General features: G+C 67.5%; 23 protein-coding genes. 2 read left to right on the top strand and 21 right to left on the bottom strand.

What is annotated here, in order from left to right; translation table 11 throughout:
- Nucleotides 1–2: 2 nt before the first annotated feature.
- The 21 genes from KHC23_RS13095 to KHC23_RS12995 all read right to left on the bottom strand — a co-directional run bounded on the left by KHC23_RS13095 (nucleotide 3) and on the right by KHC23_RS12995 (nucleotide 23,561).
- Nucleotides 3–1,403, bottom strand: a complete 1,401-nt coding sequence (locus KHC23_RS13095) for a hypothetical protein (protein ID WP_213373055.1) — start codon at nucleotides 1,401–1,403, stop codon at nucleotides 3–5.
- Nucleotides 1,400–4,897, bottom strand: coding sequence for a host specificity factor TipJ family phage tail protein (locus KHC23_RS13090; protein WP_213373054.1), 3,498 nt, complete (start codon nucleotides 4,895–4,897; stop codon nucleotides 1,400–1,402). Before KHC23_RS13090 ends, KHC23_RS13095 begins: the two co-directional genes overlap by 4 nt.
- 2 nt (nucleotides 4,898–4,899) lie before the next feature.
- Nucleotides 4,900–5,313 (bottom strand): hypothetical protein, encoded by a 414-nt coding sequence (locus KHC23_RS13085; protein ID WP_213373053.1) that lies wholly within the window; start codon nucleotides 5,311–5,313, stop codon nucleotides 4,900–4,902.
- A complete protein-coding gene (locus KHC23_RS13080; RefSeq protein WP_213373052.1) occupies nucleotides 5,310–5,846 on the bottom strand; it encodes a DUF1833 family protein in 537 nt (178 codons plus the stop codon). The genes KHC23_RS13085 and KHC23_RS13080 overlap by 4 nt, the downstream gene beginning before the upstream one ends.
- Nucleotides 5,846–6,127: a hypothetical protein gene (locus KHC23_RS13075; RefSeq protein ID WP_213373051.1), complete on the bottom strand. Its 282-nt coding sequence runs from the start codon at nucleotides 6,125–6,127 to the stop codon at nucleotides 5,846–5,848. The genes KHC23_RS13080 and KHC23_RS13075 overlap by 1 nt, the downstream gene beginning before the upstream one ends.
- Nucleotides 6,124–7,575 carry an Ig-like domain-containing protein gene (locus tag KHC23_RS13070; protein ID WP_213373050.1) on the bottom strand — a complete coding sequence of 484 codons (1,452 nt, stop codon included), beginning with the start codon at nucleotides 7,573–7,575 and terminating at the stop codon, nucleotides 6,124–6,126. The genes KHC23_RS13075 and KHC23_RS13070 overlap by 4 nt, the downstream gene beginning before the upstream one ends.
- A gap of 2 nt (nucleotides 7,576–7,577) precedes the next feature.
- Nucleotides 7,578–9,647, bottom strand: a complete 2,070-nt coding sequence (locus KHC23_RS13065; protein ID WP_213373049.1) for a phage tail tape measure C-terminal domain-containing protein — start codon at nucleotides 9,645–9,647, stop codon at nucleotides 7,578–7,580.
- Nucleotides 9,640–9,789, bottom strand: a complete 150-nt coding sequence (locus tag KHC23_RS13060) for a hypothetical protein (RefSeq protein ID WP_213373048.1) — start codon at nucleotides 9,787–9,789, stop codon at nucleotides 9,640–9,642. The genes KHC23_RS13065 and KHC23_RS13060 overlap by 8 nt, the downstream gene beginning before the upstream one ends.
- Nucleotides 9,790–9,857: 68 nt before the next feature.
- On the bottom strand, nucleotides 9,858–10,307 hold the full coding sequence (locus KHC23_RS13055; protein WP_213373047.1) for a hypothetical protein: 450 nt from the start codon (nucleotides 10,305–10,307) through the stop codon (nucleotides 9,858–9,860).
- Between the two features lie 7 nt (nucleotides 10,308–10,314).
- Nucleotides 10,315–11,256, bottom strand: a complete 942-nt coding sequence (locus KHC23_RS13050) for a phage tail tube protein (protein WP_213373046.1) — start codon at nucleotides 11,254–11,256, stop codon at nucleotides 10,315–10,317.
- A gap of 26 nt (nucleotides 11,257–11,282) precedes the next feature.
- Nucleotides 11,283–11,708, bottom strand: coding sequence for a hypothetical protein (locus KHC23_RS13045; RefSeq protein WP_213373045.1), 426 nt, complete (start codon nucleotides 11,706–11,708; stop codon nucleotides 11,283–11,285).
- Complete coding sequence (locus tag KHC23_RS13040) at nucleotides 11,705–12,433, bottom strand: DUF6441 family protein (protein ID WP_246544534.1); 729 nt, start codon at nucleotides 12,431–12,433, stop codon at nucleotides 11,705–11,707. The genes KHC23_RS13045 and KHC23_RS13040 overlap by 4 nt, the downstream gene beginning before the upstream one ends.
- The gene (locus KHC23_RS13035; protein ID WP_213373044.1) at nucleotides 12,397–12,720 is read right to left on the bottom strand and encodes a head-tail joining protein; all 324 of its coding nucleotides are present in this window, start codon (nucleotides 12,718–12,720) and stop codon (nucleotides 12,397–12,399) included. The genes KHC23_RS13040 and KHC23_RS13035 overlap by 37 nt, the downstream gene beginning before the upstream one ends.
- Before the next feature lie 7 nt (nucleotides 12,721–12,727).
- Nucleotides 12,728–13,060: a DUF2190 family protein gene (locus KHC23_RS13030; RefSeq protein ID WP_213373043.1), complete on the bottom strand. Its 333-nt coding sequence runs from the start codon at nucleotides 13,058–13,060 to the stop codon at nucleotides 12,728–12,730.
- 85 nt (nucleotides 13,061–13,145) lie between these two features.
- Nucleotides 13,146–15,140, bottom strand: a complete 1,995-nt coding sequence (locus KHC23_RS13025) for a prohead protease/major capsid protein fusion protein (protein WP_213373042.1) — start codon at nucleotides 15,138–15,140, stop codon at nucleotides 13,146–13,148.
- Nucleotides 15,141–15,166: 26 nt separating this feature from the next.
- Nucleotides 15,167–16,654 (bottom strand): phage portal protein, encoded by a 1,488-nt coding sequence (locus KHC23_RS13020; protein WP_213373041.1) that lies wholly within the window; start codon nucleotides 16,652–16,654, stop codon nucleotides 15,167–15,169.
- A gap of 21 nt (nucleotides 16,655–16,675) precedes the next feature.
- Nucleotides 16,676–16,885 (bottom strand): phage head-tail joining protein, encoded by a 210-nt coding sequence (locus KHC23_RS13015; protein WP_213373040.1) that lies wholly within the window; start codon nucleotides 16,883–16,885, stop codon nucleotides 16,676–16,678.
- Between the two features lie 4 nt (nucleotides 16,886–16,889).
- The gene (locus KHC23_RS13010) at nucleotides 16,890–18,863 is read right to left on the bottom strand and encodes a phage terminase large subunit family protein (protein WP_213373039.1); all 1,974 of its coding nucleotides are present in this window, start codon (nucleotides 18,861–18,863) and stop codon (nucleotides 16,890–16,892) included.
- Nucleotides 18,864–18,870: 7 nt separating this feature from the next.
- Nucleotides 18,871–19,500, bottom strand: a complete 630-nt coding sequence (locus KHC23_RS13005) for a hypothetical protein (RefSeq protein WP_213373038.1) — start codon at nucleotides 19,498–19,500, stop codon at nucleotides 18,871–18,873.
- Between the two features lie 290 nt (nucleotides 19,501–19,790).
- The gene (locus tag KHC23_RS13000) at nucleotides 19,791–20,645 is read right to left on the bottom strand and encodes a hypothetical protein (RefSeq protein ID WP_213373037.1); all 855 of its coding nucleotides are present in this window, start codon (nucleotides 20,643–20,645) and stop codon (nucleotides 19,791–19,793) included.
- A 240-nt stretch (nucleotides 20,646–20,885) separates the two neighbouring features.
- Complete coding sequence (locus tag KHC23_RS12995) at nucleotides 20,886–23,561, bottom strand: phage/plasmid primase, P4 family (protein ID WP_213373036.1); 2,676 nt, start codon at nucleotides 23,559–23,561, stop codon at nucleotides 20,886–20,888.
- A gap of 101 nt (nucleotides 23,562–23,662) precedes the next feature.
- Here KHC23_RS12995 and KHC23_RS12990 point away from each other — a divergent pair, with 101 nt between their 5' ends.
- Both KHC23_RS12990 and KHC23_RS12985 read left to right on the top strand, forming a co-directional pair.
- Nucleotides 23,663–23,944, top strand: a complete 282-nt coding sequence (locus KHC23_RS12990) for a type II toxin-antitoxin system RelE/ParE family toxin (protein WP_213373035.1) — start codon at nucleotides 23,663–23,665, stop codon at nucleotides 23,942–23,944.
- 12 nt (nucleotides 23,945–23,956) lie between these two features.
- The gene (locus KHC23_RS12985) at nucleotides 23,957–24,253 is read left to right on the top strand and encodes a HigA family addiction module antitoxin (protein WP_213373034.1); all 297 of its coding nucleotides are present in this window, start codon (nucleotides 23,957–23,959) and stop codon (nucleotides 24,251–24,253) included.
- The last annotated feature ends 29 nt before the right edge of the window (nucleotides 24,254–24,282 follow it).

Raw genomic sequence — 24,282 nt, 5'->3', positions numbered from 1 at the left:
TCCTAGAAGTCGGAGACGTTCATGGTGGCGGCCCAGCCGAATGAGTTGGTGCTCACGCCCGATTGCCTGTACCAGCGATAAACGGTGCGGCTGACCACGGCGGCACGGAACTGCGATTGCATATAGGGTGGAGACGGGCCGCCGGTCGTGGCGATGTCCTGCATCTGCACCATCCCGCAGCCGCACCAGCGGCCTCCTCCCGACAGGGCAAACGTATCGTCCAGGAGGAAGAAGACGAAGGGGAGCCCCGCCCCGACCGGCGGCGGCGAGGGGATGGCATAATCGGCGCTGGGCGTGCTTGTCAGAATGGCATCGAAGGCCGCCAGGCGTGGCGTCAAGCGCCGCGAGCGAAAGATATAGTCCGTCTCGCCCGCATCGAGCAGATTGATGTCGTGCTTGGTGATGTCCAGACCACGATCCGGGGACATGCGGATGCGGTGCGTGCGCGCCGTGTCTACGCCTCCCTGATATTCCGGATCGGTGGCCACCACTGCCCAACGCATGCCCACAGTGGCGCGGGGCGCGCCGGCGATGATGAACTGCGAGGGCGACGTCCAGAACACCGAGCACTGGTGCTGGAATCCCGTGTCGGTGGAGAAGGCGATAACCGGCGGGAAGTCTGGGTAGGAGCCGGTCAGGTTGACGATCTTGGCGCTGCGCAATTGGCTCGGAGAAGTCCCGAAGTACTCGGGAAAAGGGTCGGTGTCGATCGCACTGAACGGCAGGAACGAGCCCCCGCCGGTGTAGAGGTCGGCGAAGGCGATGCCGGTCTCGGCTATCTGGAAGACGTTGCGGTGCGTCGACAGCATCATGTCGTCGAGACTGGCGGTCAACCGGTCATAGCCGGGGCGAGCGATGAACAGCCCGGGACCATAAACCGGGTGCGTGCCGAAACGACCGGAGTTCGCACCGCCGATTTCTGGTCCGGACCCGTCGTTGCCGAACACGTAGTAGACATAGTCCACGCCGCTCTTGGACGGCGAGAGCAGAATCTCTCCATTTCGCAGCGTCACCGCGCACACGCCGTAAGCGCGCTGGTAGGCCGTCGGAGCCGGGCTCGGCACGCCTAGAGGGTAACCCGCCGGGGTGTATCGGATTGCGCCGGTCTCGCGACGCTGCCAGGCCAGCGTCGGACGCAGTGCGTTGCTGCCAGCGAAGCTCAGCACGCGCGAGGTCCGCGCCCCCGACGTCATGCCAGGGAAGTAGCTATAGGTCGTCACGCGTGTCGACAGCGACGCGGCAGGCGCCACGCCGTTGCTCAGCAGCCGCAGACTGCTGTTCCACGCACTGTCGAAGGTCACATAGCGGGAATCCAGGCCGAGGTCCGCGGCGTCCTGTCCGTCCTTCACGGTGCGAAGCCGCACGAGGCCGTCCAGACCTCCCAGGCGCATGATACGGCTCATGGCGGCCCCGAGAAAAAGTCGATGAAGACGTCCTCGCCGGGCCGGCCACTCATGACGATCCCGGGGCCGGCCGGGTCGCCAAGCTGGATATAGGCCGTGTAGATGCTGCCGAGATTGCCGGTAATTGCGCCAAGTTCGGCCACATCGAACTTCTCGGCCGTCACGGTACCGTCCTTGATGAACACGCCAGAGATGGCCGCACTCGTGTCGGAAATCACGAACGGGCTGATCGTCTCGCCGCTGGCTGAATTGACCACCGAGAAGCTCTCGGCATCGAACTGGACGACAGAGCGTGCCCCTCCTGCGCCGTCCGAATAGGCCGCGACCAGCATCGCCGCCCGGCTGGTCGAAAGCTCATCGCTGACCTTGGCCACCAGCTGGTAGGCGGCCAGGGCGCCCGCGGGCAGCGTGGCCACCGTCGTGAAGCTGACGTCAAGGTTGGCGCCGAGGTCGCCGAGTTGCGATTCAAGGGCGGTGATCGCGTCGGCGATCGCTGAGTCCGGCCCCACCGCCGCGGTGATCCGCGTGTCGACGCTGGCGTCGAGCGAAGCGAGATCACCGCCCAACGCATCGACCGATGCCTCCAGCGTCGTGATGGATTGCACGATCCCGGACCCCGGTCCTGTCGCGACCGTGATCGCCTCATTGTAGGAGGCCGTCACGCGATCGGCGGTAGCGACCATCTGGAATCGCCAGTCCTGCCGGTCGAGATAGCTTTGCGCGTCGCGCTCGGCCTGTGCCTCGGCCAGACGCTCGATGACGGTTCGCGTGGCCGCGGCAGCATCGTCGGCTTGTGTCGTGACCTTCTCCCGGAGCCCCGGGACGAGATTGCCGAGGCCAATCGGAACATTGTCGGCGGACAATGGCGGCGCGATCACCTCGATCTGGGTATAGAGGCCCGGCCGGCCGGCGGTGTTGGCCCCGGCCACCCGCAGCCGCAAATCCTGCGGGAAGATCGTCACGTCGAAACGCGGCTCGCGCACCTCCGGCAGGGGTGTCCAGCTCGCACCGGCGTCGTAGGAGACGGCCGAGATGTACGAGGCCGCTCCTGAAGCCGGGTTCCAGCTGGCCTCCAGCCGGCGCGGAATCTCGTTGCCGACGATGCGCGCCGAAAGCCCACTGACCTGCGACGGCACCGTCGGCGTCGCGAGCACCGGCGCCGTCGGCAGCGGTGGCACCTCGGTGGCATCCTCGTCATAGATCGCGGGATCATCGAGCCAGGTCTCCAGCGCCACCTGCTCGCCGCGCGGCACGCCGCCAATGACCAGGCAGCGCGCCTGCCAGTCCGTCCCCAAGCCGACGGCGAAGCTCGCCCCGGCGCCCCCGGCCGCGCGCGCCAGCGCCGCGTCCAGCGGCCCCTGCGAGGCCTCCACCACCGCAAGGTCGGGCGCGTCGAGCACGGCGATGCCGTCGCTGTCGCCGCGGGCGCATTTCACCGGTCCCCATTGCCGGCCGGTGCGGGTACGGACCTTGATGTAATGCTGGCCCTCACCCCAGGCTGGGGCCGGCGAGAGGATCAGGTGGTCGCCGCTGCGATACGCCACCTCGCCCGCGCGCCCCCAGCCCTGCGGCAGGGAGGATTGGAGCGCGATCGAGGAGCCGATCGCCAGCAGGCGGCCGTCATGCTCGGTCGAAAACCGCACCTTGACCCGGCGCTTGTTGAGCGTGCGCCAGAGGTGGTCGACCAGCAGCTGGGCATTGGTCCGCTTGACCACGCCGGTCATCCGCCGCCGATCCGGGCGCGCCGGCGTGGCGCCGCGCGGCGCCGTCACGGTGGCGACCTTCCACGTCGTCTCGTCGATATATTCCAGCACCACGCCGTCCGGGCCGCTCGCCGGCAGCAGGTCGTATTTGAGCGACAGGCTGTCGCGGACGATCTCATTGTCGGTCAGCAGCATGTCCGGCATCGGCGACCAGTCTTCCCGCGTCAGCGAGAGCAGGTCGCCGAGCCAGCGGGTACGGGCGCGGGCCGGGGCGAGGATCGTGTCGAGCACGTCGAGGCAGGCAGCGCCATCCTTGAACTCGTCGTCGAAGGTCTCGCCGCGCGCCGCGTTGGTCGCGGCGAGGTCGACAAAGGCCTGCAGGTCCACCTTGGACAGCGGCCGCTCGCCGCCATAGGTGGCGTTCGTCGCCATGTCGAGCGCGGCCCAGGCCGGCAGGCGGGTCGGCTGGTCCTCCCATTCCGCGCCGGTCCACACGGGCAGGATACGGGTCGCGATCACCGAAAGCTGCGACAGCGCCTCATTGCTCAGCTGGTTGGTCGCCTTTGCCCGCAGGGTAATCGTCGCTGCCGGGAAGCTCTGCGGCCCGGTGATGATGGCGCGCAGCCCATACCAGTTCACCTGGTCGACGATCTTCGGGTCGGACAGCTTCACCGTGGTGCGCCGCGCCCGCACCGCATGCCGGCCCGGCGGCACCTCGATCATGCGGGTGAACCGCACGGGCGAGGGGATGGCCAGAAGCACCGGCGCCGTCAGCAAAGGCGCCCACGGCCCTGTTGCCACCCCGGAATCGTCGACCGGCTGATATTCCGCCTGCACGCCGGCGGCGCGGATCGTCATCTTGCCCTCGTCATTGAGGGCGTAGCAGCCATTCGGCATGAGGAAATCGAGCGCGATCTGTGTCGCCGTGCTGCCGGCCGAGTTGACGATGAAGCCGCCGGCCCAGGTTCCAAACTGCAATTCCTGCCCGGACACCTCCGAGGAGGTCTGCACATTGAGCGGGAAGTTCGTGATGGTGGCGCCCGGCTCATGGAAGGCGATGTCGATCCCGGTGAAGCCGGGGCTCACGCCATCCTCGGCCGTCCACAGCACCGTGTCGTCGATCAGGATCTGCTCGACCTGGTGGCGGCCCTCGCCGAGCGAGAGCACGACATGGCGATATTCCGCCTGGCCTTCGAAGGAGTTCCAGGGCGCGGTCGCATAGTCCAGCGTGCGCTTGCGGCGCCCATAGGCGGCGGGCACCGTCTGCAGCGGCCGGGCGCTGTTGATGCCACGCCCCCAGGCATAGATCGGGTCCTGCGCGCCGTCCGTCTGCCCGCCAGGCGCGCTGCGCATCAATGTCTGCAACGCCGCGCCGGCGCCCGCCGCGACCGCGACGCCGGCAACGGAGGCGACGACACCGGCGGCGGCCGTTCCGGCGGTCAGGCCGAACACGCTGCCGGCAACCGCCGTTCCAATTCCCGGCGCCAGCGCCGAGATGGCGACCATGCCCAGCAGGGCGATCAGGTTGCGCGTCCCGCCGGCGCCGCCACGCGGGCGGGAGAGGAACACGATCCGATCGCCCTTGCGGATGCGCTCGCGCCACTGCGCCCGCATCACCGGCCCGGTCTCGCTGCCGCGCGTACGCACGCAGATCGTCGCCCATTCGTTGATCGGCCAGCCGGCGCGCGCGATGAAGCGGGCGAGGCTCTCGCGTGGCTTCGGCGCGAGGCGCGCGACTTCGCCGCCCGGCAGCATCACATGCAGCACCGGGTTCATGATGTTCGCGGTCATCGTCAGTCTCGCGGCTCGAAGAACTGCATGCGGGCCCAGCCGCGGGCGCGCAGCGTGGCGACATCCTCCGCCACCACGCCGAGCTGCGGGTCGCAGTGGATCACCCGGCGCTCTGGCGCGAGCCAGACGCCGATATGCGCGGCACGCTTCAGGCTGCCGAGGCAGGCGAGCGCGCCATCGGCCGCCGTCACCAGACCCGCATGGCGGGGCGGAACGTCGTTCCAGTTCTCGCGCTCGGGATGGCTGGCGATGGTCGAGATCATCCAGTCCCAGGACGGGTCAGGCGGCACCTCGACATGCGGCAGCACGCGGCCGAACAGCCGCAGCTCCACCAGCGCCGCGACATGCCAGCAGGTGCGCTCGCGCGCCCAGCGCTGGCCGAGCAACGAGGTGAGAAAAGCGGTGCGCCCGCTCATGGCACCAGCCCCGGATAGTCTTCCAGCGTGTACACCCTCGACGGCACCTTGCGGTCGCCGAAATCGACAATGGTCGCGGTGCCCTCGACCCCGGTGGAATCCTTGGTGATGTCGGTCAGCACCAGCTCGATCGGCCCATAGCTCGGCGCGGCGGGATAGTCGGCGCGGTAGCCGCGAATGATCACCTTCAGGTCGGCGCGAAAGGTCTTCGCCTTGTCGAGATGGACGACAAGCGCCCCGCTCACATCGTCAAGCCGCAGCCGCGCCACCGGCGGCCGTCCCTCGGCCATGGTCGGATGTTCGCATTCGAAGCCGGCAGGCTCGAAGGTCACCGTTTCGCCGGTATCGAAGGCCGCATCCTCCTCGAGTGCGAAGGCCCGTTCCATCACGTCGAGCACATAGCGCAGCGGGATCGGCTGGTCGGCCTCGTCGACAAAGCCGGGATGCTGGAGCTCGACGGTGATGAACTGGGCGCCATCGGTCACGCAGTTCGCCTCGCCCTCGGCCCAGGCATCGGTATAGGTGGCGGGCATCAGGTCAGCTCCGGCGTCCAGTCGGCGGAAATCTCCGGCACCAGCGCCGTGCGCTCGGCGCCCGTCAGGAGCCCGTCATAGGCGTCCTGCGCGAGGCCGAGCCCCGCTTCCTCCGGCGTGGCGGGAATCTCGATCGCGCCGCGCCCGTCGCCCGGGTGGACCCGCCACGACCAGAGATACTGGTTTGCGCTGTCCGGGCTCATGTTCGGATAGGCGGCCAGAAGTGCGGCGCGCGAGCGCGCCATCGCGCCCGCTTCCGTCGGGAAAGGCAGATACATCATGGCCGCACCTGATTGAGCGCCGCATCGAGCGCGGACGGATCGAGCGCGGAACGCGCCAGCAGGACCGCGCTCATCTGCCCCGCCATGAAGCCGATGACGTTGGCGGCGCCGATGGTCGGCGGATCGACCGATGCCCCGGCAAAGCTCTGCCCGCCCGGCGGCAGAAAGGCCGCCGGCGTCGTCACCCCGTCGACCGTGATGTCTGCCGTCGCGGCGAGGTAATCGATCCGGCCGATGAGGCCCCGCCAGCCACTGGTCCAGCTCCCGCCAATATGGGTGAGCGGGGATGCCCCCGTGCGGCGGCCCGATACCCGGGCGGTGGCGGAGACGAGGCTGATGCCGGAGCGAACGCTGGTGCCCGCGAATACATCGCAGAACGGCCATGGCGAGACGGCCGGATTGGTCACATCAGCCATCAGCGCCACCGTGGTCTGGTCCACGCTCTGCGAGAAGCCCGTCGCGTCCTGGATCCTGAGGCAGTCGTTCGAACCATCGAACACGAGGGCGGGCCGGCCGTTCGGGCCGACATCGAGCACCCCGGCATTGACGATACGCGGCTGCGCGGCCGTCGTGGCCTGCACGGCGTTTCGAGCGGCGCCCTTCTGGCCGTACCACGCCATCACATAGGACGCGCCGATGCCGCTCCATTCGGCAATGCCCATGCCGTCCACGCCGACCAGCCAGGGCGAGGCCGTGATGGCGTAGAAATCCCTCTCGGCGCCGTCGAAGCGCCGCGCCCGGATGACCGGGCCAAGCCAGGAGGTCAGCCCGCGCACGAGGGCATAGAGATCATAAAGCGACGCCGAGAAGCCATCGAAGGGGCCAGCAAAGGCGGACGCCACCACCCGCGTGACCGGGGCGGAGTAGGCGCCCCCCGAATAGCGCACACGGATGGCGTGGGTGCCCGCGGCAAGATCGGACGCATCCAGCAGGAACACGCCGTCCACGGCCGCGGCGCTGCGCTCCGTCCCGTCGATGTCGACAAGGATCGTCCCGTTGGGATCGAGATCGGCGCGGCCGATGATCAGTGTGTCGACGACGGTCAAGGTGGGAGTCGGCACCATCTCGGCCGGGAAGACGAGCAGCGAGAAGCTGACCCGCATGTGCAGCCCGCGCCCGGTCGGGGTCTCGCTCACCCCACCGGCACCACCGACGATCTGTACCAGGCGAAGCGCATAGCCGTCGCCCTCCGCTGTGCCCGTCCATACCGGGAGCAGGAAGCGCTGCGTGCCATGCTTGAGCGTGTCCGCGAGGAAGGCGCACCACTGCGCATACTGTTCCGGCAGAAACCGCCGCGACCATGGCACCGTGCGCAGCCGGTCCCCGGGCCGGTCGCGCAGGCGCACATCGCCGCCTTCCATTTCCGTTTCCGGCTGCGGCCGGGAGGGGCGCATGTCGCCGGCGGAGGCCTCGGTATGGTGGGGCAGGCCGGCGGGCCATTCGATCATGCTCACCGCCCGCGACCCTTCATCGGGTTGAGCGCATAGCTGCTTTCCATGGCCGCCCCGAGAGGGCCTCGACGCTTGGCGACGTTGTCCGCCAGCCGGCCCTCGATCTGCTCGAACATCAGTTCGATCTGTGCCTGCCCGTCGGCGCCGGTCGAAACCTGCGGCTCCGCCGAAAGCCCGGCCGGGGCGTTGTGAATGACGACGGTGACTGACGGCGCGTTCGTCGCCTTGAGCGCATGGCTCGGGATGATCTGGCCGTCGCGCGGCGCCCGGAACTTCTCCGGCCCGTGCTCGCCGACCCAATAGTCGATGCCTTCCTGCACCGCCCCGCCCATGGCGCGCGGTCCACCAAAGCTGTTCGTGTTGGTGTAGCCCGACGCCATGTAGCCGGCCACATTGCCGCCGCCGGCATTGCCGAAGCCACCCGCCAGCGCGCCGACCGCGCCGTTGACCAGCGAGCCGAGCCAATCGCCGCCGCCGGACGACAGCAGGCTCGCCATGGCCTGCCGGTAGGCCAGCCGGGCGAGGTCGGCGATCATGGAATCTATGAGATCGGCAAAGCTCGCCTTGCCCGTGGTGACGAAGTCGACGAAGGCATCCTCGCCCGCCCCGAGCGCATTCAGCACCAGGTCCTCGGTCGCGGTCGCCATGTCCTGCGCGGCGGCGACATAATCCTCGACGGCGCGCTTGTAGCCTGAGACGCCGTCGATCGCGCGCTCCAGCACCGCGCGCTCGGCCTGGCGCATCACCTCGTCGGCCTGCGCCACCGCGCGGGAATAGGTTTCCTGGTCGATCCGTCCGGCCGCCAGATGCTCGTTGAGCTTCTCGATGGTGTCGGCATAGGCCTCGCCGGCGGAGCGCGTGCGGCGATAAAGCCGTTCGGCCTCATTCTCCAGCGCGTTCTGCTTCTGGCGCGCCTCGGAAAGCGCCTCGCGGGACTGGCGTTCCTGCGCCCGCTGCGCCTGTTGCTGATCGAATTCCCGGGCAGCGGCCTCGGCGGCACGCTTGCGTTGGTTATCCGTCGCGCTCTCGCTCAGGCGTCCGACGGCTGTGTTCACCGCCCGCTGGCGGGGATCGCTGGCCGTGTCGGCGCGGCTGCCGAGATCAGAGATGAGCCTTTCGTCTTTCGCCCAATCTTCGACGGTCTTCTTGAAGACCTTGATCTGCTCGGCGGTGATGATGACGGTGTCACCGACGCGCTCGGCGCTGGCACGCGCCGCATCCATCGTCGCCTGCATCACCTGCGCCGCGCTCGCGGCGTCGAGCAGATCCTTGCCGAACTTGGCGACGGCAGGGTCGTCGGAAGCGTTGATCAGCCGGGCGACCTCGCCGCGAAAGGTCGCGATATCGGGCGCACCGGCGCGAGCGCCGTCGGAAAGCCGTTGAACCGCTCCCGCGAAAGCCTCGAAGAGAGGGCTCTGCGCGATATCGCCGCCGGAGCCGATAATCACCGACCGTTTGCTGATCTCGGAAAGAAGCCGTTCCACCTCCTCGGCATAGATTTTTGCCTGCGCCTCGGCGTTTGAACGGCTCTCGGCGATATCGACCTGCCGCTGCTGCTCGTTGTACTCGGCGGCCTTGTCCGTCGCCTCGCCATAGCGTTGGGCGATGCGGCGGACGATCTCTTCGTGCTTGCTCAGACTTTCCGCCGCGTCGTCGGCATCGCCGGCCATCGCGTCGAACACGTAGGACGCACCAATGCCAAGCGCGGCAATACCGGCCAGAACCGCCGTGGTCGGCGTGATGAGCGAGGCGAGCGCCGTGCCGACGCCGACCAGCGAGGCCTTCACGCCGCGATCACCCAGCACGGCGGCGATCTGCGGCCCCTGCTGGATCATCGCCGTCGTAAAGGACTGGCCGGAAAGCACCTGCACGCCGAGATCGGTCAGCTGCGCGGAGAGGTTCGAGACCTCATGGGTGCGCAGCTGGTTCATCGCCGCGGCGGCCTGCTGCGATTTCTTCTGCAGCGCATCCAGTGCCGCGGCGCCGGCATCGCCCACCGAGGCGAACTCGGCCTTGGCCTTGCCGCCTTCGAGCACTTGCAGGCGCACATTCACATTGCGCTCAGCCATTGTCGCGGTCCCTCAGTCTGTCATGGATGGCGCCCAGCGCGGCGGGCTCGGCGGCGTCGAAGAAATACGCCGTCACCGGCGGCGGGCAGCCCAGGGCCGCCGCAATGCCGGCGATGGCGCAGAAGTCGAAGCCGATGGGCATGGCGGCGGCGAAGCGCAGCTGGTGCCGACCGGTCAGGAAGGCACCCCAGAAGGCGAACCCTTCCCGGCTCAGTGGCGCATGCTCGCGGCCGGGGCATTCGGCACAGCGTCCGGGGCAGTGGACGCAGTAGTCTCCGCCGTCGCCGAAGTGCCATTTGGCGGCGGCGCGAAGGCGTTTTTTTCCGCTACCGCCAGCAGCGCGGGATAGAGATATTGGTCGGCAAAGGACCGGCCGAAGGGCGACAGCGCGAGCAGCGCATCGACTCCCTCAGGCCACGGCCCCTTTTCGGTGCGGCCCGCCACCTCGATGCCGGCCCAGCCGATGATGGCGGCCCGGCCGAACGCCTTGATCAGTGCCATTTCCTTGGCCGCCTTGTCGCCGCTGAGGCCCTGTCGGATATCCTCCGGCATGTCCTGGGCGCGGCTTTCCACTTCAGTGCCGAAGGGCAGCACTTCCACACGGACGCCGAGGCCGAGATTGAGCCAGAACGGTTCGCTTTTCATTTCGAGACGGAACATCGGGGCCTCAATAGCTGGCGACGTCATTGACGAGGGTGGCGGTCAGCATGGCCGTGCCCGGGGTCGGGCGCGCGCCCTGTACCGTGAAAGTGGCCTGCACACCGGTCGGGCCGGTGACCGGGCGCTTGGGCACCGGCAGATGGACCGCCGGCAGCGCCAGGGTGAGCTTGTTGCTGGCGTCGATCGTGTAGGAGAATTCGAGGTCGCTCGGCGTGCCGGCGAGGGCGAGGTTGTAGAGGTCGAGGCTGTCGAAGCGCACCGTGAGGCTGGCGTTGAACGTGGCCTTGCCCGGGTCGCCGCCGGCGATCAGCCCGTCATTTCGCAGCACCTCGATCGACTCGTAATTGTTCGAGAACGTCAGGTCGGCGGATACGACATTGCCGAGCGCCGACCCCAGGCGCTTCACCGCGCCGTGGAACTGGCTGAACCGCGACACATCCAGAGCCGTGGGTGTGCCGGCGCCGCTGGTGCCGGCCACGACCTCGGACTGCCCGATCAGCCCGATTGTCGCCTGCGCCTGGCCGGAACGCTGCATGCGGATGGCGAGCGAATTGGCCATCACTCCCTTGTTCATGGCGTGGCTGGGCACCTCGGGGTGGCTGATCTCCACGCTGGCGCTCGGCAAGGCGAGCTTGGCCGAGGTGAAGACATGCGTGCTCACCGTCGAGGCTGTCGTCGTCGTCGGGGCACCGAGCAGCAGCTTCAGCCAGAGCCCGAAATTGCGCAGGTCCACCGGCACCACGACGTCGCCGCCCGCGTTCACCACGTCGCGCGAGGGGGCGAGGGGGTCGCGGCCATAGCCGAGCAGATCGTCCGGCAGCAGGCCCCGCTCGGCGCCGAGCGTGGTCGAGATGAAAGGCACGCGGCGATAGCCGCTTGCCGGTGCGGTGCCATATGTCGCCTCGAAGGCGAGCGACATCAGGGCGTTGATGCCCGCGGCGCGTCCCATGGGTGTCTCCTGAAAGCAAGGGCCGCTCAGCCGAGCGGCGAGGCGGTCACGTAAATGAGCAGGATCGAAAGCCGCGCGACCCGCAGCGGGTCGCCGCCATCGCCGGAAAGCGGCTCCAGCGTCGGGGCCGTCGGCTCGCAATGGTCGACCCGCCCGCCCAGCGTTCGGTCAGCGGCGAGGGCGTCGCCGATATCGGCCAGCAGGGCGTCGAGCACCATCTCGGTGTCATCGCGCCGCTCGATATAGAGTTCCAGTTCGGCCCGATGGTCGAAGGCATAGAGCGGCGGCGACAGGCTCACCTCGGGCTCGCCGGGCTCACCGTCGCGCAGCACCGCCAACCCGCCCGGGCCGACGGACTGCGGCACGTCCACATTGCGCTTCACGTCGGCGCCGGGCAGGGCGGCCGCGAGCAGGGCCTTCAGCGCCGCAAGTGCGGATTCGCGCGTGCTCATCGGCGGGGCTCCGGCCAGGACTGGACGATGAGATCGGGCAGGCGGGCCGACCACTTCTGAGAGGCGCCCGCCAGGTCGAAGCGCTTGCCGACGCGGACCTGCGGCACCAGCAGGAAGATGACCGTGGTGGTGGCGCCGACGCGCACACGGCGCGTCGACACCTCGCCGTTGCGTTTCCGCCGCCCTCTGGCAATTCCGGCGGCATTGACCTTCACGTCATCGGCGACCAGATAGGACACCTTCTTGCCGGGCCGCCATACATGCCGGAGCCGGATCCCGGTGCGTCGCTCCCACCCGCCCGGTGTGAGCCTCTCCTTGCCCTGTCCTTCGCCGGTCGCACGCGTAAGGCCGAACTTCCCGGCCGCTGGCGTGGGGATGGCGAGGTAGAAGCCACGCGGCGAGCGGATCGGCACGCCCTTGCTGAAGGCGTCGACGATATCCGGCGCCCGGGAGAAGACGAGGCCCGCGGCGCGCAGCGAGAACACGCCGGCGCGCCCCGGATAGACTTCGGCGCGCCAGGTATTGGCGAGGCGTTGGCCCATTCCCGCGCCGGTCACCTGCTGCCGGAGATCCGTTTTCAGGCCCTCCGCGCCCTTGCCGACCCCGCGCGTGGCGGCCTTCTCCATGTCGGAGACTTCCTCCGCCATGATCGTGCGCAGGTCACCTTCGATCGTGATGCCGAGACGTGTCATGTGGGCGCCGATTCCCGACAGCCGCAGGTCCATACCAGCCGACCCGCGTCCCGGCGCGGCGCCCCAAGCACGTCATAGATCGCCGCGCCTATAGTGAAGCTGTCGCCCTCGCGGGGGGAGGCCACCTCGGCGATGCGCACATCGACGAGGGTCGACCCGCGGACGATCTGCGTCTCGCCGAAGCCGGTCATTTCATCCGGCTGGCGCAGGATCACGCGGCACGGCACCGCCGCGCCCACGCCACCGACCCGAAAGACGGCATCGACGTCGAAAAGCTCGGCATCGAAGAATAGGTCGTTGCCGTCTTCGAATAGGCCCATCGCGGCGTCAGACGATGCCGGCGATAAGAGCGGTGCCGACTGCGTCGGCGGCGAGACCGGCGACAGCGACGGCCCCGACCTTGGTGTTGCTGCCCACCGTGGTTGTCAGCTTCTTGGTGGTGTCGTCCCAATAGAGCGCCGCACCCTGCGCCCAGGACTGCGAGGTCGTCTTCGGCAGAGTGAAGACGCCCATGCGCTCGCCGGCGAACATCTCGCCTTCGGCCGCGCTGACGTTTGCCACCACGAACACCGCGCCGATGAGGTAGCCATTGCCGCTGACCACGCCACCCGCCGGCGCCACGAAGTCGAGCACCTTGCCCGGCTGAACAAAATTCTTCATCGAAGTTCTCCCGTTCGGGAATGAGATGGGAAATGGGGAGGCGTCGAGGCGTCGGTGTTACCGGCGCCCCCTCATTCAGGCCCGGTCAGCTGCCGGGGTTGCGGTAGCCGAAGCGGAAGTCCACGGCGCCGCAGCCGAAGTCGTGCTCCAGGCTGAACGCGACACCCTGCTGGCCGAACGGCTCGTCGGTACGCATGCGCGGCGCGGTGTAGCCGTCGAGCAGGCCCCACTGCCAGTTCGAGCCGAGGGCCATGTCGGAGTAGAGTTCCCACGCATTGCCGGTCAGTTGAGGCGCGACCACGGTCTCCAACCGACCGGAGAACGGGTTGACGTCGGCATTCGCGTGAGGCTGCACCTGCGTGGTGATGATCTCGGCCTCCGTCTCCTTGTCGGGCGACACCAGCAGGATGCGCGGGGCGAGGCCCATCACATTGCCATCGAGGCGCTTCTGCTTGCGGAACGCGGCCCGGGCGAGGCCAAGGGAGGCCACGGTGATCGCCGCCGCGGCACCGAGGTTGCCGTGATCAGCGTGATAGACAGCCTTGTTGTCTTCCTTCAGCACCGGCCCGATCGTGCCTTTCATCTTGAAGAAGGTAATCTCCTCGAACAGCGCGATGGTGGTGCCCTGGTTGGCCAGCACCTGGTCGATCGCGCCGAGATGATCGTTGACCATCGTCTGGCGGCTGAAAGCCACGGCGATCGCATAGGGGGCGACCACAATGGTTTCCTTCTTCTCGCCGAAGCTGCCGTACTTGATCTCGCCAGCCTGCCCTACCGGCTGCAGCATCGGGAAATCGCCCGGGCGGATCACGTCGTGCGGACGGAAATCCGAAAAGTTCTGCTGGCGGGCGATGCGGCGATAGACCGGCTGGGCCGCGAGGTAGGAGGCCTCCAGCCGGGTGTTGAGGGCCGCCGACAGGATGATGGGGAAGTCGGACGTGGTGTGGAACGCCCGCTCGAAGGTTTCCAGCCGCTCCCGGGCGGTACGCGGCATGGTGCGTGCGCCAATGGAAACCGCCGCCATCTCCGCGAGCGAGTGGCCCATGAACGAACGCGCATGCTCACTCGGGGTCACGCGCGCGCCGCTGGATTCCTGAAGTCGCAGGGTCAGCGCCTCGGTCAGGGCCGCACGCTGCGCATTGGGCGCATCGTGCTGATAGCCTACGCTGGCGTTGCTGATCGTGTCCCGCTCGGACCGGGCGGCGAGCGCTTCGAGGGTGATCCGGCGGAACTCGTCGATCGGAGCGCCGCGGTCGATGGCAGAGCGCACCACAACATCGTCGATGCCGTGGGTGCGCCCGAGCTCGATGATCTCGGCAGTGCGAGCGCGCTCATTGCGCAGGATGTCGTCGGGCGACGTCACAGCGGCCGGGGCATTGCCGGTCGGGGGAGCGGCGCGCGTGTCCGGCACAGGGGTGGGGGCGGCAAGGGGCGGCGCGACGGGCGCCGCGCCCGCCGGAGACAGGTTACGACGCATCTCGTCGTTCTCCTCATTGTGGGCATCGGCCCGGGTAAGGGTGGGATTGGCAGGTTCGGAGCGCACCATGGCGCCCGGGTCGGCAGGAACAGCGACGAGGGAGACTTCCAGAAGCTCCCAACGATCCGCCCGCCAGACTTCTTGATCGTTCTCGGTCGAGGTCAGCGTCCACGTCGTGACGCGATACCCCACCGAGATGCCGACGAGGTCGCCCGACTGCACCATCGCCTCGGCGCGACGCCCCGGCTCGGTATCGGCGAAACGGATCACGCCGGTGAGATGTCCATCGGCGGCACGGGCCGAAACGACGACACCCAGCACCTTGTCGATGGACGACGAGTCGTGCGTGTCGAGCAGGCGAACCTGCCCCTGCGCGACCCGGCCGAGGTCGACCGACTCTGGTGAGACTGCCAGTTCCTCGTAAATGCCCCAGCGCCGGACCCGCGCCCCGGTCGAGAAGATCGCCTCGACGGAGCGGGCCGTCGAGTTGTACGAACCCGGCGCCAGGCGCGCGAGCATGTCATCGGTAGCCTGCCGGTTCACCGACGCGCCGGGCTCAAAGCCATCGGGCGTCGACCGCGGTACGGTCGCCGAGCGCTTCATTCTGTTATCTCCAAAGGGGGGAAGTCCTACGCCTGGTCAGCGGGCTCGGCTTCCGGGGCGGGGGTGGTCGGCTGCGCCGAGCCGGCGCGCGCGACTTTTCGCGGGTCGATGTCGAGGACGATGCTCATGTCGTCGAGCAGCTTGTTGTACTTCTGGATCTCGTCGAGCTGCGTCATCGGGTCATTGCCCCAGGACGCGAAGAACTGCGCGACGGTCATCCGGCCGGAACGCACCGCCAGAATGTCGGCAGTCATGTCCTTCACCGGGTCGATCGGCTCGTTTGCTGGGGTGATCCAGTCGACAGGATAACCCTCCGGCCGCCGCGGCAACGCGCCGGTCAGAATGGCGGTCTCAATAAATTTCCGCCACGTCGGCATGCACAGCATCGGAATGATGACGTGGTACTGGATCTGCTCGACAAGGCGACGGAACTCGATCTTGCCGGCGCGCAGGCTTGAATAATTGGCCTGGCGCAGGTCCCCGGTCAGCTGGTCATAGGTAACGCCGGCGCCAATGGCGATGGCCATCAGGGTGTGAACCATGAAGCTGTCGAATATCGGCGAGCTCGTCGGCTGTGAGAACACCACGTCCTCGCCGGGGTTGAGCCGGTGAAGCATGCCCGGCTCGATCGTCTGCACGGGCAGGCCGGTCGAGGGACTGGCCTTGCCGTCGGACCCGACCTGAATCGGCTCGCCCTCGGTATTCTTCACGAAGCCGGCAAAGCAGGCTTCGATGCGGCCTTTGGTGACCGCAGCCTCGTGAAAGTCGGCGTGATCACGCGTCATCATCATGATGGGCGCGAAAACCGTCACGCCGCGCACCTGCCCGGGGCGCTGTTTGCGGAACAGGTGCATCACCTCGTCCGCAGGCACAAACACGCTCTCCAGGGGCTGCAACTGGCGCTGCTCGCCGGGATGTTCACGGAACAGCCAGTAGCCGCGACGGGCGCCGATCTTGTTGAAGGCCACGCCCAGCAAGGTGCGCTCGCCATTGGCGAACGCATCCTTTGAACTGTCGATATGATCGGGCTCCATCACCTGAATCTGGAGTGGGACGGCGAGGCCATCCTCGGGACGCCGCATCCGGAAGCGCGAAACGGACTCGCCCGACTGCACCATCTCGCGCACGGCGAGCGCCTGCAGGCCGTAGATATCAAGCTGTCCGTCAGCGTCGGCGGTCGCGGCAAACTGGCTCCAGAGCGCGTTCACCTTCTTGTCGACCGACTTCCTGCCCGTCTTCGAGACCGGCTGGATGCCTGCCCCGACGAGATTCGCGGTCAGCACGTCGACGATGCGTGCCGCGTGCGGGTTGTTGCGCACAAGGTCACGGGCGCGATTCCGCAGCATCACCTGCGCGGGTCCGACCTCGGCATTGGCGGAGGTCGAGGGCGACCGGCCATTGCCCCGGCGGCCGCGCTTCGCGCCGTCATAGCCGCGCGAGGCGGTAACGATGTCGATCGCCGCACGCGCCTGCAGGCGGCGCAACCCCGCCGCCGGCGCGATCCAGCCGATCACCCGGTCAATCGGATTCATGGGTCACCAGTCCCGGGACTGTTCGAGCAGGACGCTGCGCGGTGCACGGACGCCGCTCGCCTTCGCCACCTCGGCTTCCATCTGGCGAAGCCATGCGGTCATCTCGGAAAGCGAGTGATACTCGGCCTTCTTTCCATCGGAATACGTCAGGCTCTTCACGCCAGTGGCCATGGCCTTCTTGAGCTTGTCGACATCGGCCTGCGTAAACGCCATTGGCTTAATCCCTGTCATGCCAGCTGCGAGCTTCGGGCTCGCGCTGAAGGAAAGTGGCTATCGGGGTCAGCGCTACGCTCGGCTCGGCTGTCACCGGCGTGGGGGCCGCTGGTCCCGGCTGCAACAGCAGGTCTTCGAGGTCGCCCTGCACTTCGGGCGGCGCGCTCTCGCGTTCCGCTTCCAGATTGTCCCAAAGCGCGTCGGGAAGGTCACGAATGCCCAGGCGTATCGCCGCCGCCTCGGCCTGCAGATGCGTATCCAGCGCCTCGTTGGCCTGCCCGGGGTCCTTTTCCCACTTGTAGTCTGTGAACCCGTCACGACGCCGTACCGGCTTGCGACGCTCGGCCGTCAACTGGCGGAAATACTCATCTTCAAGCCCCCGAGGTAGGCCGATAAAGCCGCGCTCAAGCGGATCGGTCTTCGACAGGTTGCGGTACAGGGCCATCTTCAGGATGGATGTGCCGAAATTGTAGAACCGCCGCGAGTACCGCAGCAGCGTGCCGTCGCGCCGCCGTTCCTTGCGGACACGCTCCAGCAGCGGCACATGTTCCTCGTGCCGCCCGCGCACCATCATGACCTTTGTCGACGGGTGCCGCTTCGCCCATCCCCAGACGTCTTCTGTCCAGGCATTGCCGTCGATGGCGGCAAGATCGACGCCGATCCGGCGCCCGAAGGTGTTCGCCCATTGCTGGCCGAGCAGGGCATCGAGCGCCGCCCGGCACCCCACCTCCGAGACATGGCCGGGAATGACGCCATAGGAGATCACCCAGCGTCGGCGATCCCGTCCCCAGCCCACCAGCTGCCATTCGACGCGATCGACCTGGCAGTCGATGCCGAGGGTCAGGTAGAGCGCGCCCAGGGGGATCGTGCCGTTCGCGTAGTGGGATTCGGCCGCCCGGTCCCGTATTTCCTCCCACGGCACCGCCTCGCCGGCGCCGCGATACGCAAGGCCGACAGTGTCGTTCATAAACGTCTGTTCGGACGCCGGGTCGCCCTTGGCTTTCAGCCATTCGCGGGCAATCCGTTCCCAACTCTGCAGGTAGCTGTAGGCGCTCCAGATCCAGAATGATCGATGCTCGCGCTTCGCTGCCGGGTTTGCGGCCCGCCATTCGAGGCCGGCCAGCATCTTCGGACGGTGATGCTCCTCGATCACGCCCCCGCATTCGGGGTCGGAGCAGACGAAATGCGCGTCCTCCGGCTTCGCCTCGTCGAGGTTCGCCAGCATGTTCTCCCATTCCAGCACCTGCATGTGCGAGCAGTGCGGGCAGGGGACGTAAGGCCGCTCCTGACTGCCGGCGTCGAAGTTCCGGGTGATGCGACAGCCCGGCAGAATCTTGGGCGTCGACACCTTGAATATCTTCGCGAACTCGTGGGCTCGCGATCGGCTGTCGGCCTGCCCCTCGGGGTCGCCCGCCGTGTTGGTCTCCCACTTCACCAGGTCGTCCTGCACCTGGCGGCGCATGGTCACCTGCGACAGCGAGGCGGGCGAATTCGCGCCCGATATCAGGATGGCGCCGCGGCCATCGCGGCGCTCCTTGTACAGCACCGAATCGGCGCCATCGCGGGACCGCGAGTCGAAAAGGACGGCCAGCGCCTTGGTGCCCCGAATGAACGGGGCCAGCTTCATCTTGGACCAGCGGGCGGCGTTGTCTGTGGTCGGATGGACATAAAGGATATCGCCGGGGTCCATCGACAAAGAGCCGCCGACGAACACGTTGGCGAGCACCGTGCCGCCAAGCTGCGCCGACTTGGCGAGCGACACGAACCGGCAAGGATCATCGGGGCTGAATGCCCGCAATATCTCATCGAAATAGCCGAACAAGGTTCGGTTGTAGGGGCCAGCGAACTGGCTCTCCCTCTCGGAGAACACGATGTTCTCCTCGGCCCACCGAACATAATCGACGGGAGGCGGCGGCATGAGGACATCAGCCATCGCCCACGCGGCAAGATGCTCGGCGTGGGCAAGATGAACGTGCATGCGGGGCTCAGTCCACAGTCTCGGGGCGATGCTCGGTTTCGGGGATTTCCACCTGCAGGTCGCCCGGCAGCGATTCCATTTTCTTGCGTGCCGCTAGGGCCGCCCTTTCGCGTATGGCTCTCACTTCGCGACGCAGCAGATGCAGCACATCGCGCTGCGGTATGTGAAACTGGCTCGCGATGGCCGCTGCCAGATCCGGAAGCGCTCCCTCGAACACGTTCAGCATGGCGCCGACGATGGCCGCCATCTGGTCCGATGCATCCTTTGCCAGGATGAACAGCCCCTTGCGGGCGAATTCCTTCTCCGCCGACTCGCGGTTCTTGAACTCGATCTCGCGCAGCTTGGCCTGCTTGATGCGCTCCTCGATCGGGTCGATCGCAGGAGCGCTCGGCACCGCAGGCGACGTTTCCGCCGTAGCTGTCAGCTTCGTGTTGATGCCATTGCCGAACCGCTGGCCGACATCGATCCGCGCGCGCAATTGCGACTGGGCGACACTGACCCTGATGCGCGCCGCTCGGCCTTCGCCCACCAGCGCGCCGCCCGACAGCTTGCCCTCGGCAATCCACTGAGACACCCGGCCGGCGCTGACATTCGCCAGCTGCGCGAACTGGCCTTTACTGACCACGTCCGCGTCCATTCCGTAACCTCTTTAGGCCCGCTCTTTAGGGCTCTTTAGCTCTTTAGGCTTCGCCAAACCGGCCAGACTGGCAAAGAACCGCGCTCTCGCCGCCCGCATACGGGGATAGGGGCGGGAGGACCCGTTGGGGGTGGGGGCCTGCCAAGTGTTGTGGTCTAACCGGCCGAATGGCAGGGCTCGATCACCATGTCAGGGTGGTGATGCCTGCTCGGCCCAAAGGAAAAGGCCCGAAGCGCTTCCGCCCGGGCCTCTTTATCCGTGCACAGTGAGCACCAAAATCCAGGCGCACGTCAAGCCCCCGTCATCGCCAATCCACGCAGTGACGGGAGAATGCGGGTTTGCCGCCCATCAGGCTCCCACGGTCGCGCCGCGCGCGTGGGGCCGGTGACGCGGTGCGCGTCGAGCGATTCGCCCAGCATCCCCGCCAGAGCGGACAGCGCGGCGTGCCACACCTCATATTCGGCACGGTCGCACGCGGCGTAAACGGGCGAAGGTACAAGTTCCATCTTGTGATAGGCGCCAGGGAAGGGCCGCCGGCGCGAGGCGCACCAGCCTTCGACCTCGTGCTCGACATAGCCGATGATCTCGCCGTTCACCTGCTGCGCCACCTTGTGCATGACGAACCACCGGGCCTTGCCGTTGGCACCCCGCACCTGCCGGTACTCGATAGGCTCCGCCTCCCAGTCCGGCACCGTGCCCATCATCGCGTGCTTGCGCACCAGCCAGCCGGGCGATGTCTTGAACCGCAGGCCGCCATCCTCGCCCGGCACCGCCAGCCGGTCGAGCGCATCGGAGATCACCTTCGCCCCGGCCTCGCCCCAGCCATCGGCGGGCGCCATGTCGGCGAAGGGCCACCAGCCCGCCGGCACATCGAGGTGCAGCCCGTCCAGTTCCGCCACGGCCCGGTCGATGGCGAGTGCGTCGGCATGCGGCCCGCCCGTCGCCAGCCGGTCGGGCGTGACGCCATAGACATTGCGCACGTCCTGGTCGTCGATCTTCGCCAGCAGGTCGCCAAAGGCGGACATCGGCGCCCAGCCCTTGGCGTGCCGCGCCGGGCCCGCCGGCATGTGCGGCACCTTGGGCAGTTCCACCCGGTACGCCCAGATCAGCAAATCCTCGATATCGGTGCTCACTTTCACGGACATCTTCCCATCCTCCCGGCTCTCGCGGCATCTTCCCGGCTATAAGTGCTTGATTGCATTGAGTTTGGGAGGATCAGGGAGGATAGGGAGGATATTTCAACACTATCCCTCATGCCTGCGCGCCTGTGCGCCTTACGTGGCGGCGGCACAAAAAGCTCCCAATCCTCCCTGATCCTCCCAATGCAAGCAATATCAATGTGTTAGATCAGCGCCCATCCTCCCAATTCTGGGAGGATGGGAGGATCAGCGTTCATAAGGGTTGTCGTCATCTCCCGCCGGCGGCGAAGCCACGGGCTCGAAATCGTGCTCGGTCTTAATCAGGGCGATGTCGAGCCAATAGCTGTTGCTGGACTTCGTCTGATGCATCCCGCGGTCTTTCATCGCGTTCGCCAGCCCCTTGGCCGACCACGCCTTTTCATCCGCCTGCCCAGCCCAGGCACAGAACACCCGGTGAAGCGCAGAAGACTGCACGCGCTGCCCCAGCGCCGACACCGTGCATTCGGCGAGGAAGCGGCCCAGCGGGTCGGAATCCTCGCGATATTGCTGCGTCGCCTCGACCACAACGCCCGGCAGCATCAGGCCATTGTCCAGCCAGTCGCACAGTCCGTTCAGCAGTCGGTTGAGAATGCCGCTCGCCTCCGCCCGCAGTTTCAGCGTCAGGCGAGGGTCGCGCCGCTCGGGCGGGATGAACACCGGCCAGGGGATCAGCAGCAGCCGCCCCCATATGCCGTCATCCGTGCCGGTGATCTTGGGGCGATAATTGCCCTGCATCGTCAGCTTGAACTGCGGCACGAAGCTGAAGAAATCGCGGTTGAGGTGCCGCGCCTTCATCGTGTCGCCGCCGGTGGCGAGCTTGATCAGGCCCTCGGCGAGCTTGGCGCCCTTCTCCGGCTCGGAGGTCGTGAGGTAGCGCACGCCCGGCAGAATGGCGATATCGGGATTCGCCTCGCCGCCTCGCCGCGCCCGCCCGCTGTCGAGGAAGGTCTCGACAGGCACGGTCTCGGTATAGCTGCCGGCGATGAATTTCAGCGTCTCGACATACACGCCCTTGCCGTTGCGGCCCTTGCCATAGAAGAACACGAGCTTCTGCTCGCCGATATCGCCGGTCAGCGAGAGCCCGCCCCACTGGTCGAGGAAGCGCCGCACGGTGCCATCGGGCTGCACCTCACCGAAGAAGGCGTCGAAGAGCGGGCACGCGGCCTCGGGGTCATAATCCACCTCAGCCATCTTGGTGATGCAGTCTTCCCGCCGGTGCGGGCGCATCTGCACATAGAGCTCATCGCCCGGGCGCTTGCGCACCTCCAGCGTGCCGTTCCGCACATTGATCACCATCGGGTCGGCGTCGAATACGTCAGGGGAGCGCTCGCGGTCGCTCTGCACCAGCCCGCGCAGGCAGTTCACATGCCCGGCCGCCTGGCTGGTCATCGCCCATTCGCGCAACTCGTCGGAAAGGTTCGCCGGCTTGCGCTTGCCGGCCTTCGGCACCTCCGGGTCCGCGCCGCTCGCCGCCAACCAGTCGGCCTCGTCGGCAATCAGCCGGATGGCTTCCTTGATGCGGCCTTCCAGCGCCCGCTCCGCCTCCCGGCGCGACCAGCGGCGGCCATCCCAGGCCAGCCAGCCCCAATCACGCACAAAAAGGAACTCATCGCCGAAACGGCGCAGGAACCGCTCCGCATTGCCGAGATCCGTGCATGGCAGAAAGGCTAGCTCATCATGCAGCGTGTCCTGCCCCTCGGCAGCGCCGCCCCCCGCACCCCCCGCTTTCGCGGCCGACGAACCGCCCATATGGGAGGATGAAGGGTCAGGCCGGGCGTCGGAGGAATGGGGTGCGGGGAAGGGGACCGCTTCGCCGCGCGGTTCGGGATAGCCCTCCGGTTCGGGCCGGAAGTCGCGCCGGCGGCGCTCACCAGCCTCACGGGCAATAGCGTCAAGCCGCGCGACCACATCGGAGGCATCGATCCGTCCGGCATCGAGCCCGCGCCGAATCTCGCGCTGCACCCGCGCAGCGCCATCCTCGCGCGTAAGCCCGTTCGCGTCAGCCGCATCCTGCAACGCCGCCAAAGCCTCGCGTTCCGATATCGCGCCGGCGGTGATGAAGCGCCCCAGCTGGCAGGCGGCAGCGAAAAGCTCGGTGCCGCGGTGGCCCTGCGGCGCGCCGGCCGCATCGGCGACGATACGGTCAAGCGCCACCCGCGCGTAACGCCGCTTGGCCTCCTCGCCGGGGGTGTGGGAGGTGAGCGCCGGCGCCGGCCCCACCACCAGGGGCGGGGCGGCATCACCCGCGCTCGCCCGCTGCCGCCGGGTCGCGATCAGGTCGAGCAGCCCGGCCGGTAGCGCCGGGGCTTCGCCCTCATAGGGCGCGGCTTCCCACGAATAGGTGTTGCCATTGGCAAGCTGCGACGGCGGCAGGATCACATAGCCCGCGTCGCAGCGTATATCGATGTTCTTCAGGCCCGTGGTGTCATTGCCGAAATGCGCCCCCTCCGGACGGGCGAACCACACATGCCGCCCACCTGATTGCGTCACTGTGCGCGGGCCGGACGGCAAAGGGTGGCCCAACGCCTCGGCCAGCCGCGCCTCCACGCTCTCCACGCTTTCGCCCTTGGGGTCGAGGTCAACCACGAACGCCCCCGCCCAGCCCGGCGCCATGCCGATCAGGGCATTCGGCCAGCGCCGCCACCACTCCCGGATCGTCGCCGGGTCGGTGGTCGCCTTCTTGGGCCAGCCGGTGCCCTCAATCGCTTTGCCATCCTCGCCCTTGTCGGCGGCGACGAGCGGGCGCTTCGACCAGGGCTTTTCGGCGCGCGGGTCGCAGGGAAATACGCGCCAGCCCCGCGCCGCATAGGCGAGGGCAGCGGCGAGCAAGTCGGGGGGCGAGGCCGGGCGGGCCCTATCTGCCAGGCAGGTTTCCGAGATCACAGCCCACTCCCCGCACAAAAAATCGTATCGCAACGCGCTACGTTGCGCTTGACGCGCGTAGCGTCACGCGCTACGTTGTCAGCATAGAAAAGGGCGGGGCGATGATCCTTAGTTTCAAGAACAAGCTGGCCGAAGCGGTTTGGAATGGCACGGTTGGCAAGGGGTTCCCGGCCGATCTGGTTCGCCCCGCACAGCGCAAGCTGGCCATGGTCAACGCCGCCGTCTCGCTCGAAGCGCTCCGCGTGCCCCCGGCGAACCGGCTGGAAGCCCTCAAGGGCGACCGCGCCGGCCAGCACTCCATCCGCGTGAACGACCAGTTCCGCATCTGCTTCATCTGGCGCGACGGTCACGCCGTCGATGTCGAAATCGTCGACTATCACTGAGGAGAGAGCCCCATGATCGGCCCCCACCCCGCCGTGCATCCCGGCGAAATCCTGCGGGAGGAGTTTCTCCTCCCCCTCGGCATCAAGCCCTATTCCCTTGCCAAGGCGCTGCATGTGCAGCGCACCCGCATCGAGCGCTTGTCGCGCGAGGAAGTCCCAGTCACGGCCGACACGGCCCTGCGGCTCGGCCGCTATTTCGGCACTGGCCCGGAATTCTGGATGAACCTGCAGGCTGGCTTCGATCTCGCCACCACCGAGGCCGCGACGCCAGATTTGGCGGAAATCCAGCCGCACCAGGCCGCCGCATAGGGCATTTGAACCCGCGAACGGGACGGGGC

The sequence above is a fragment of the Ancylobacter dichloromethanicus genome (assembly GCF_018390645.1).
GTDB lineage: Bacteria > Pseudomonadota > Alphaproteobacteria > Rhizobiales > Xanthobacteraceae > Ancylobacter > Ancylobacter dichloromethanicus.
The sequence above is the reverse complement of the archived record's forward strand: the minus strand, read 5'-3'. Positions and strand labels throughout refer to the sequence as shown.

Bases quoted from the DNA above. Each gene is read 5' to 3' on its own strand.
- KHC23_RS13095 (WP_213373055.1), bottom strand. From the start codon at position 1,403: ATGAGCCGTATCATGCGCCTGGGAGGTCTGGACGGCCTCGTGCGGCTT.
- KHC23_RS13090 (WP_213373054.1), bottom strand. From the start codon at position 4,897: ATGACCGCGAACATCATGAACCCGGTGCTGCATGTGATGCTGCCGGGC.
- KHC23_RS13085 (WP_213373053.1), bottom strand. From the start codon at position 5,313: ATGAGCGGGCGCACCGCTTTTCTCACCTCGTTGCTCGGCCAGCGCTGG.
- KHC23_RS13080 (WP_213373052.1), bottom strand. From the start codon at position 5,846: ATGCCCGCCACCTATACCGATGCCTGGGCCGAGGGCGAGGCGAACTGC.
- KHC23_RS13075 (WP_213373051.1), bottom strand. From the start codon at position 6,127: ATGATGTATCTGCCTTTCCCGACGGAAGCGGGCGCGATGGCGCGCTCG.
- KHC23_RS13070 (WP_213373050.1), bottom strand. From the start codon at position 7,575: ATGATCGAATGGCCCGCCGGCCTGCCCCACCATACCGAGGCCTCCGCC.
- KHC23_RS13065 (WP_213373049.1), bottom strand. From the start codon at position 9,647: ATGGCTGAGCGCAATGTGAATGTGCGCCTGCAAGTGCTCGAAGGCGGC.
- KHC23_RS13060 (WP_213373048.1), bottom strand. From the start codon at position 9,789: ATGCCCATCGGCTTCGACTTCTGCGCCATCGCCGGCATTGCGGCGGCC.
- KHC23_RS13055 (WP_213373047.1), bottom strand. From the start codon at position 10,307: ATGTTCCGTCTCGAAATGAAAAGCGAACCGTTCTGGCTCAATCTCGGC.
- KHC23_RS13050 (WP_213373046.1), bottom strand. From the start codon at position 11,256: ATGGGACGCGCCGCGGGCATCAACGCCCTGATGTCGCTCGCCTTCGAG.
- KHC23_RS13045 (WP_213373045.1), bottom strand. From the start codon at position 11,708: ATGAGCACGCGCGAATCCGCACTTGCGGCGCTGAAGGCCCTGCTCGCG.
- KHC23_RS13040 (WP_246544534.1), bottom strand. From the start codon at position 12,433: ATGGACCTGCGGCTGTCGGGAATCGGCGCCCACATGACACGTCTCGGC.
- KHC23_RS13035 (WP_213373044.1), bottom strand. From the start codon at position 12,720: ATGGGCCTATTCGAAGACGGCAACGACCTATTCTTCGATGCCGAGCTT.
- KHC23_RS13030 (WP_213373043.1), bottom strand. From the start codon at position 13,060: ATGAAGAATTTTGTTCAGCCGGGCAAGGTGCTCGACTTCGTGGCGCCG.
- KHC23_RS13025 (WP_213373042.1), bottom strand. From the start codon at position 15,140: ATGAAGCGCTCGGCGACCGTACCGCGGTCGACGCCCGATGGCTTTGAG.
- KHC23_RS13015 (WP_213373040.1), bottom strand. From the start codon at position 16,885: ATGGCGTTTACGCAGGCCGATGTCGACAAGCTCAAGAAGGCCATGGCC.
- KHC23_RS13010 (WP_213373039.1), bottom strand. From the start codon at position 18,863: ATGCACGTTCATCTTGCCCACGCCGAGCATCTTGCCGCGTGGGCGATG.
- KHC23_RS13005 (WP_213373038.1), bottom strand. From the start codon at position 19,500: ATGGACGCGGACGTGGTCAGTAAAGGCCAGTTCGCGCAGCTGGCGAAT.
- KHC23_RS13000 (WP_213373037.1), bottom strand. From the start codon at position 20,645: ATGTCCGTGAAAGTGAGCACCGATATCGAGGATTTGCTGATCTGGGCG.
- KHC23_RS12990 (WP_213373035.1), top strand. From the start codon at position 23,663: ATGATCCTTAGTTTCAAGAACAAGCTGGCCGAAGCGGTTTGGAATGGC.
- KHC23_RS12985 (WP_213373034.1), top strand. From the start codon at position 23,957: ATGATCGGCCCCCACCCCGCCGTGCATCCCGGCGAAATCCTGCGGGAG.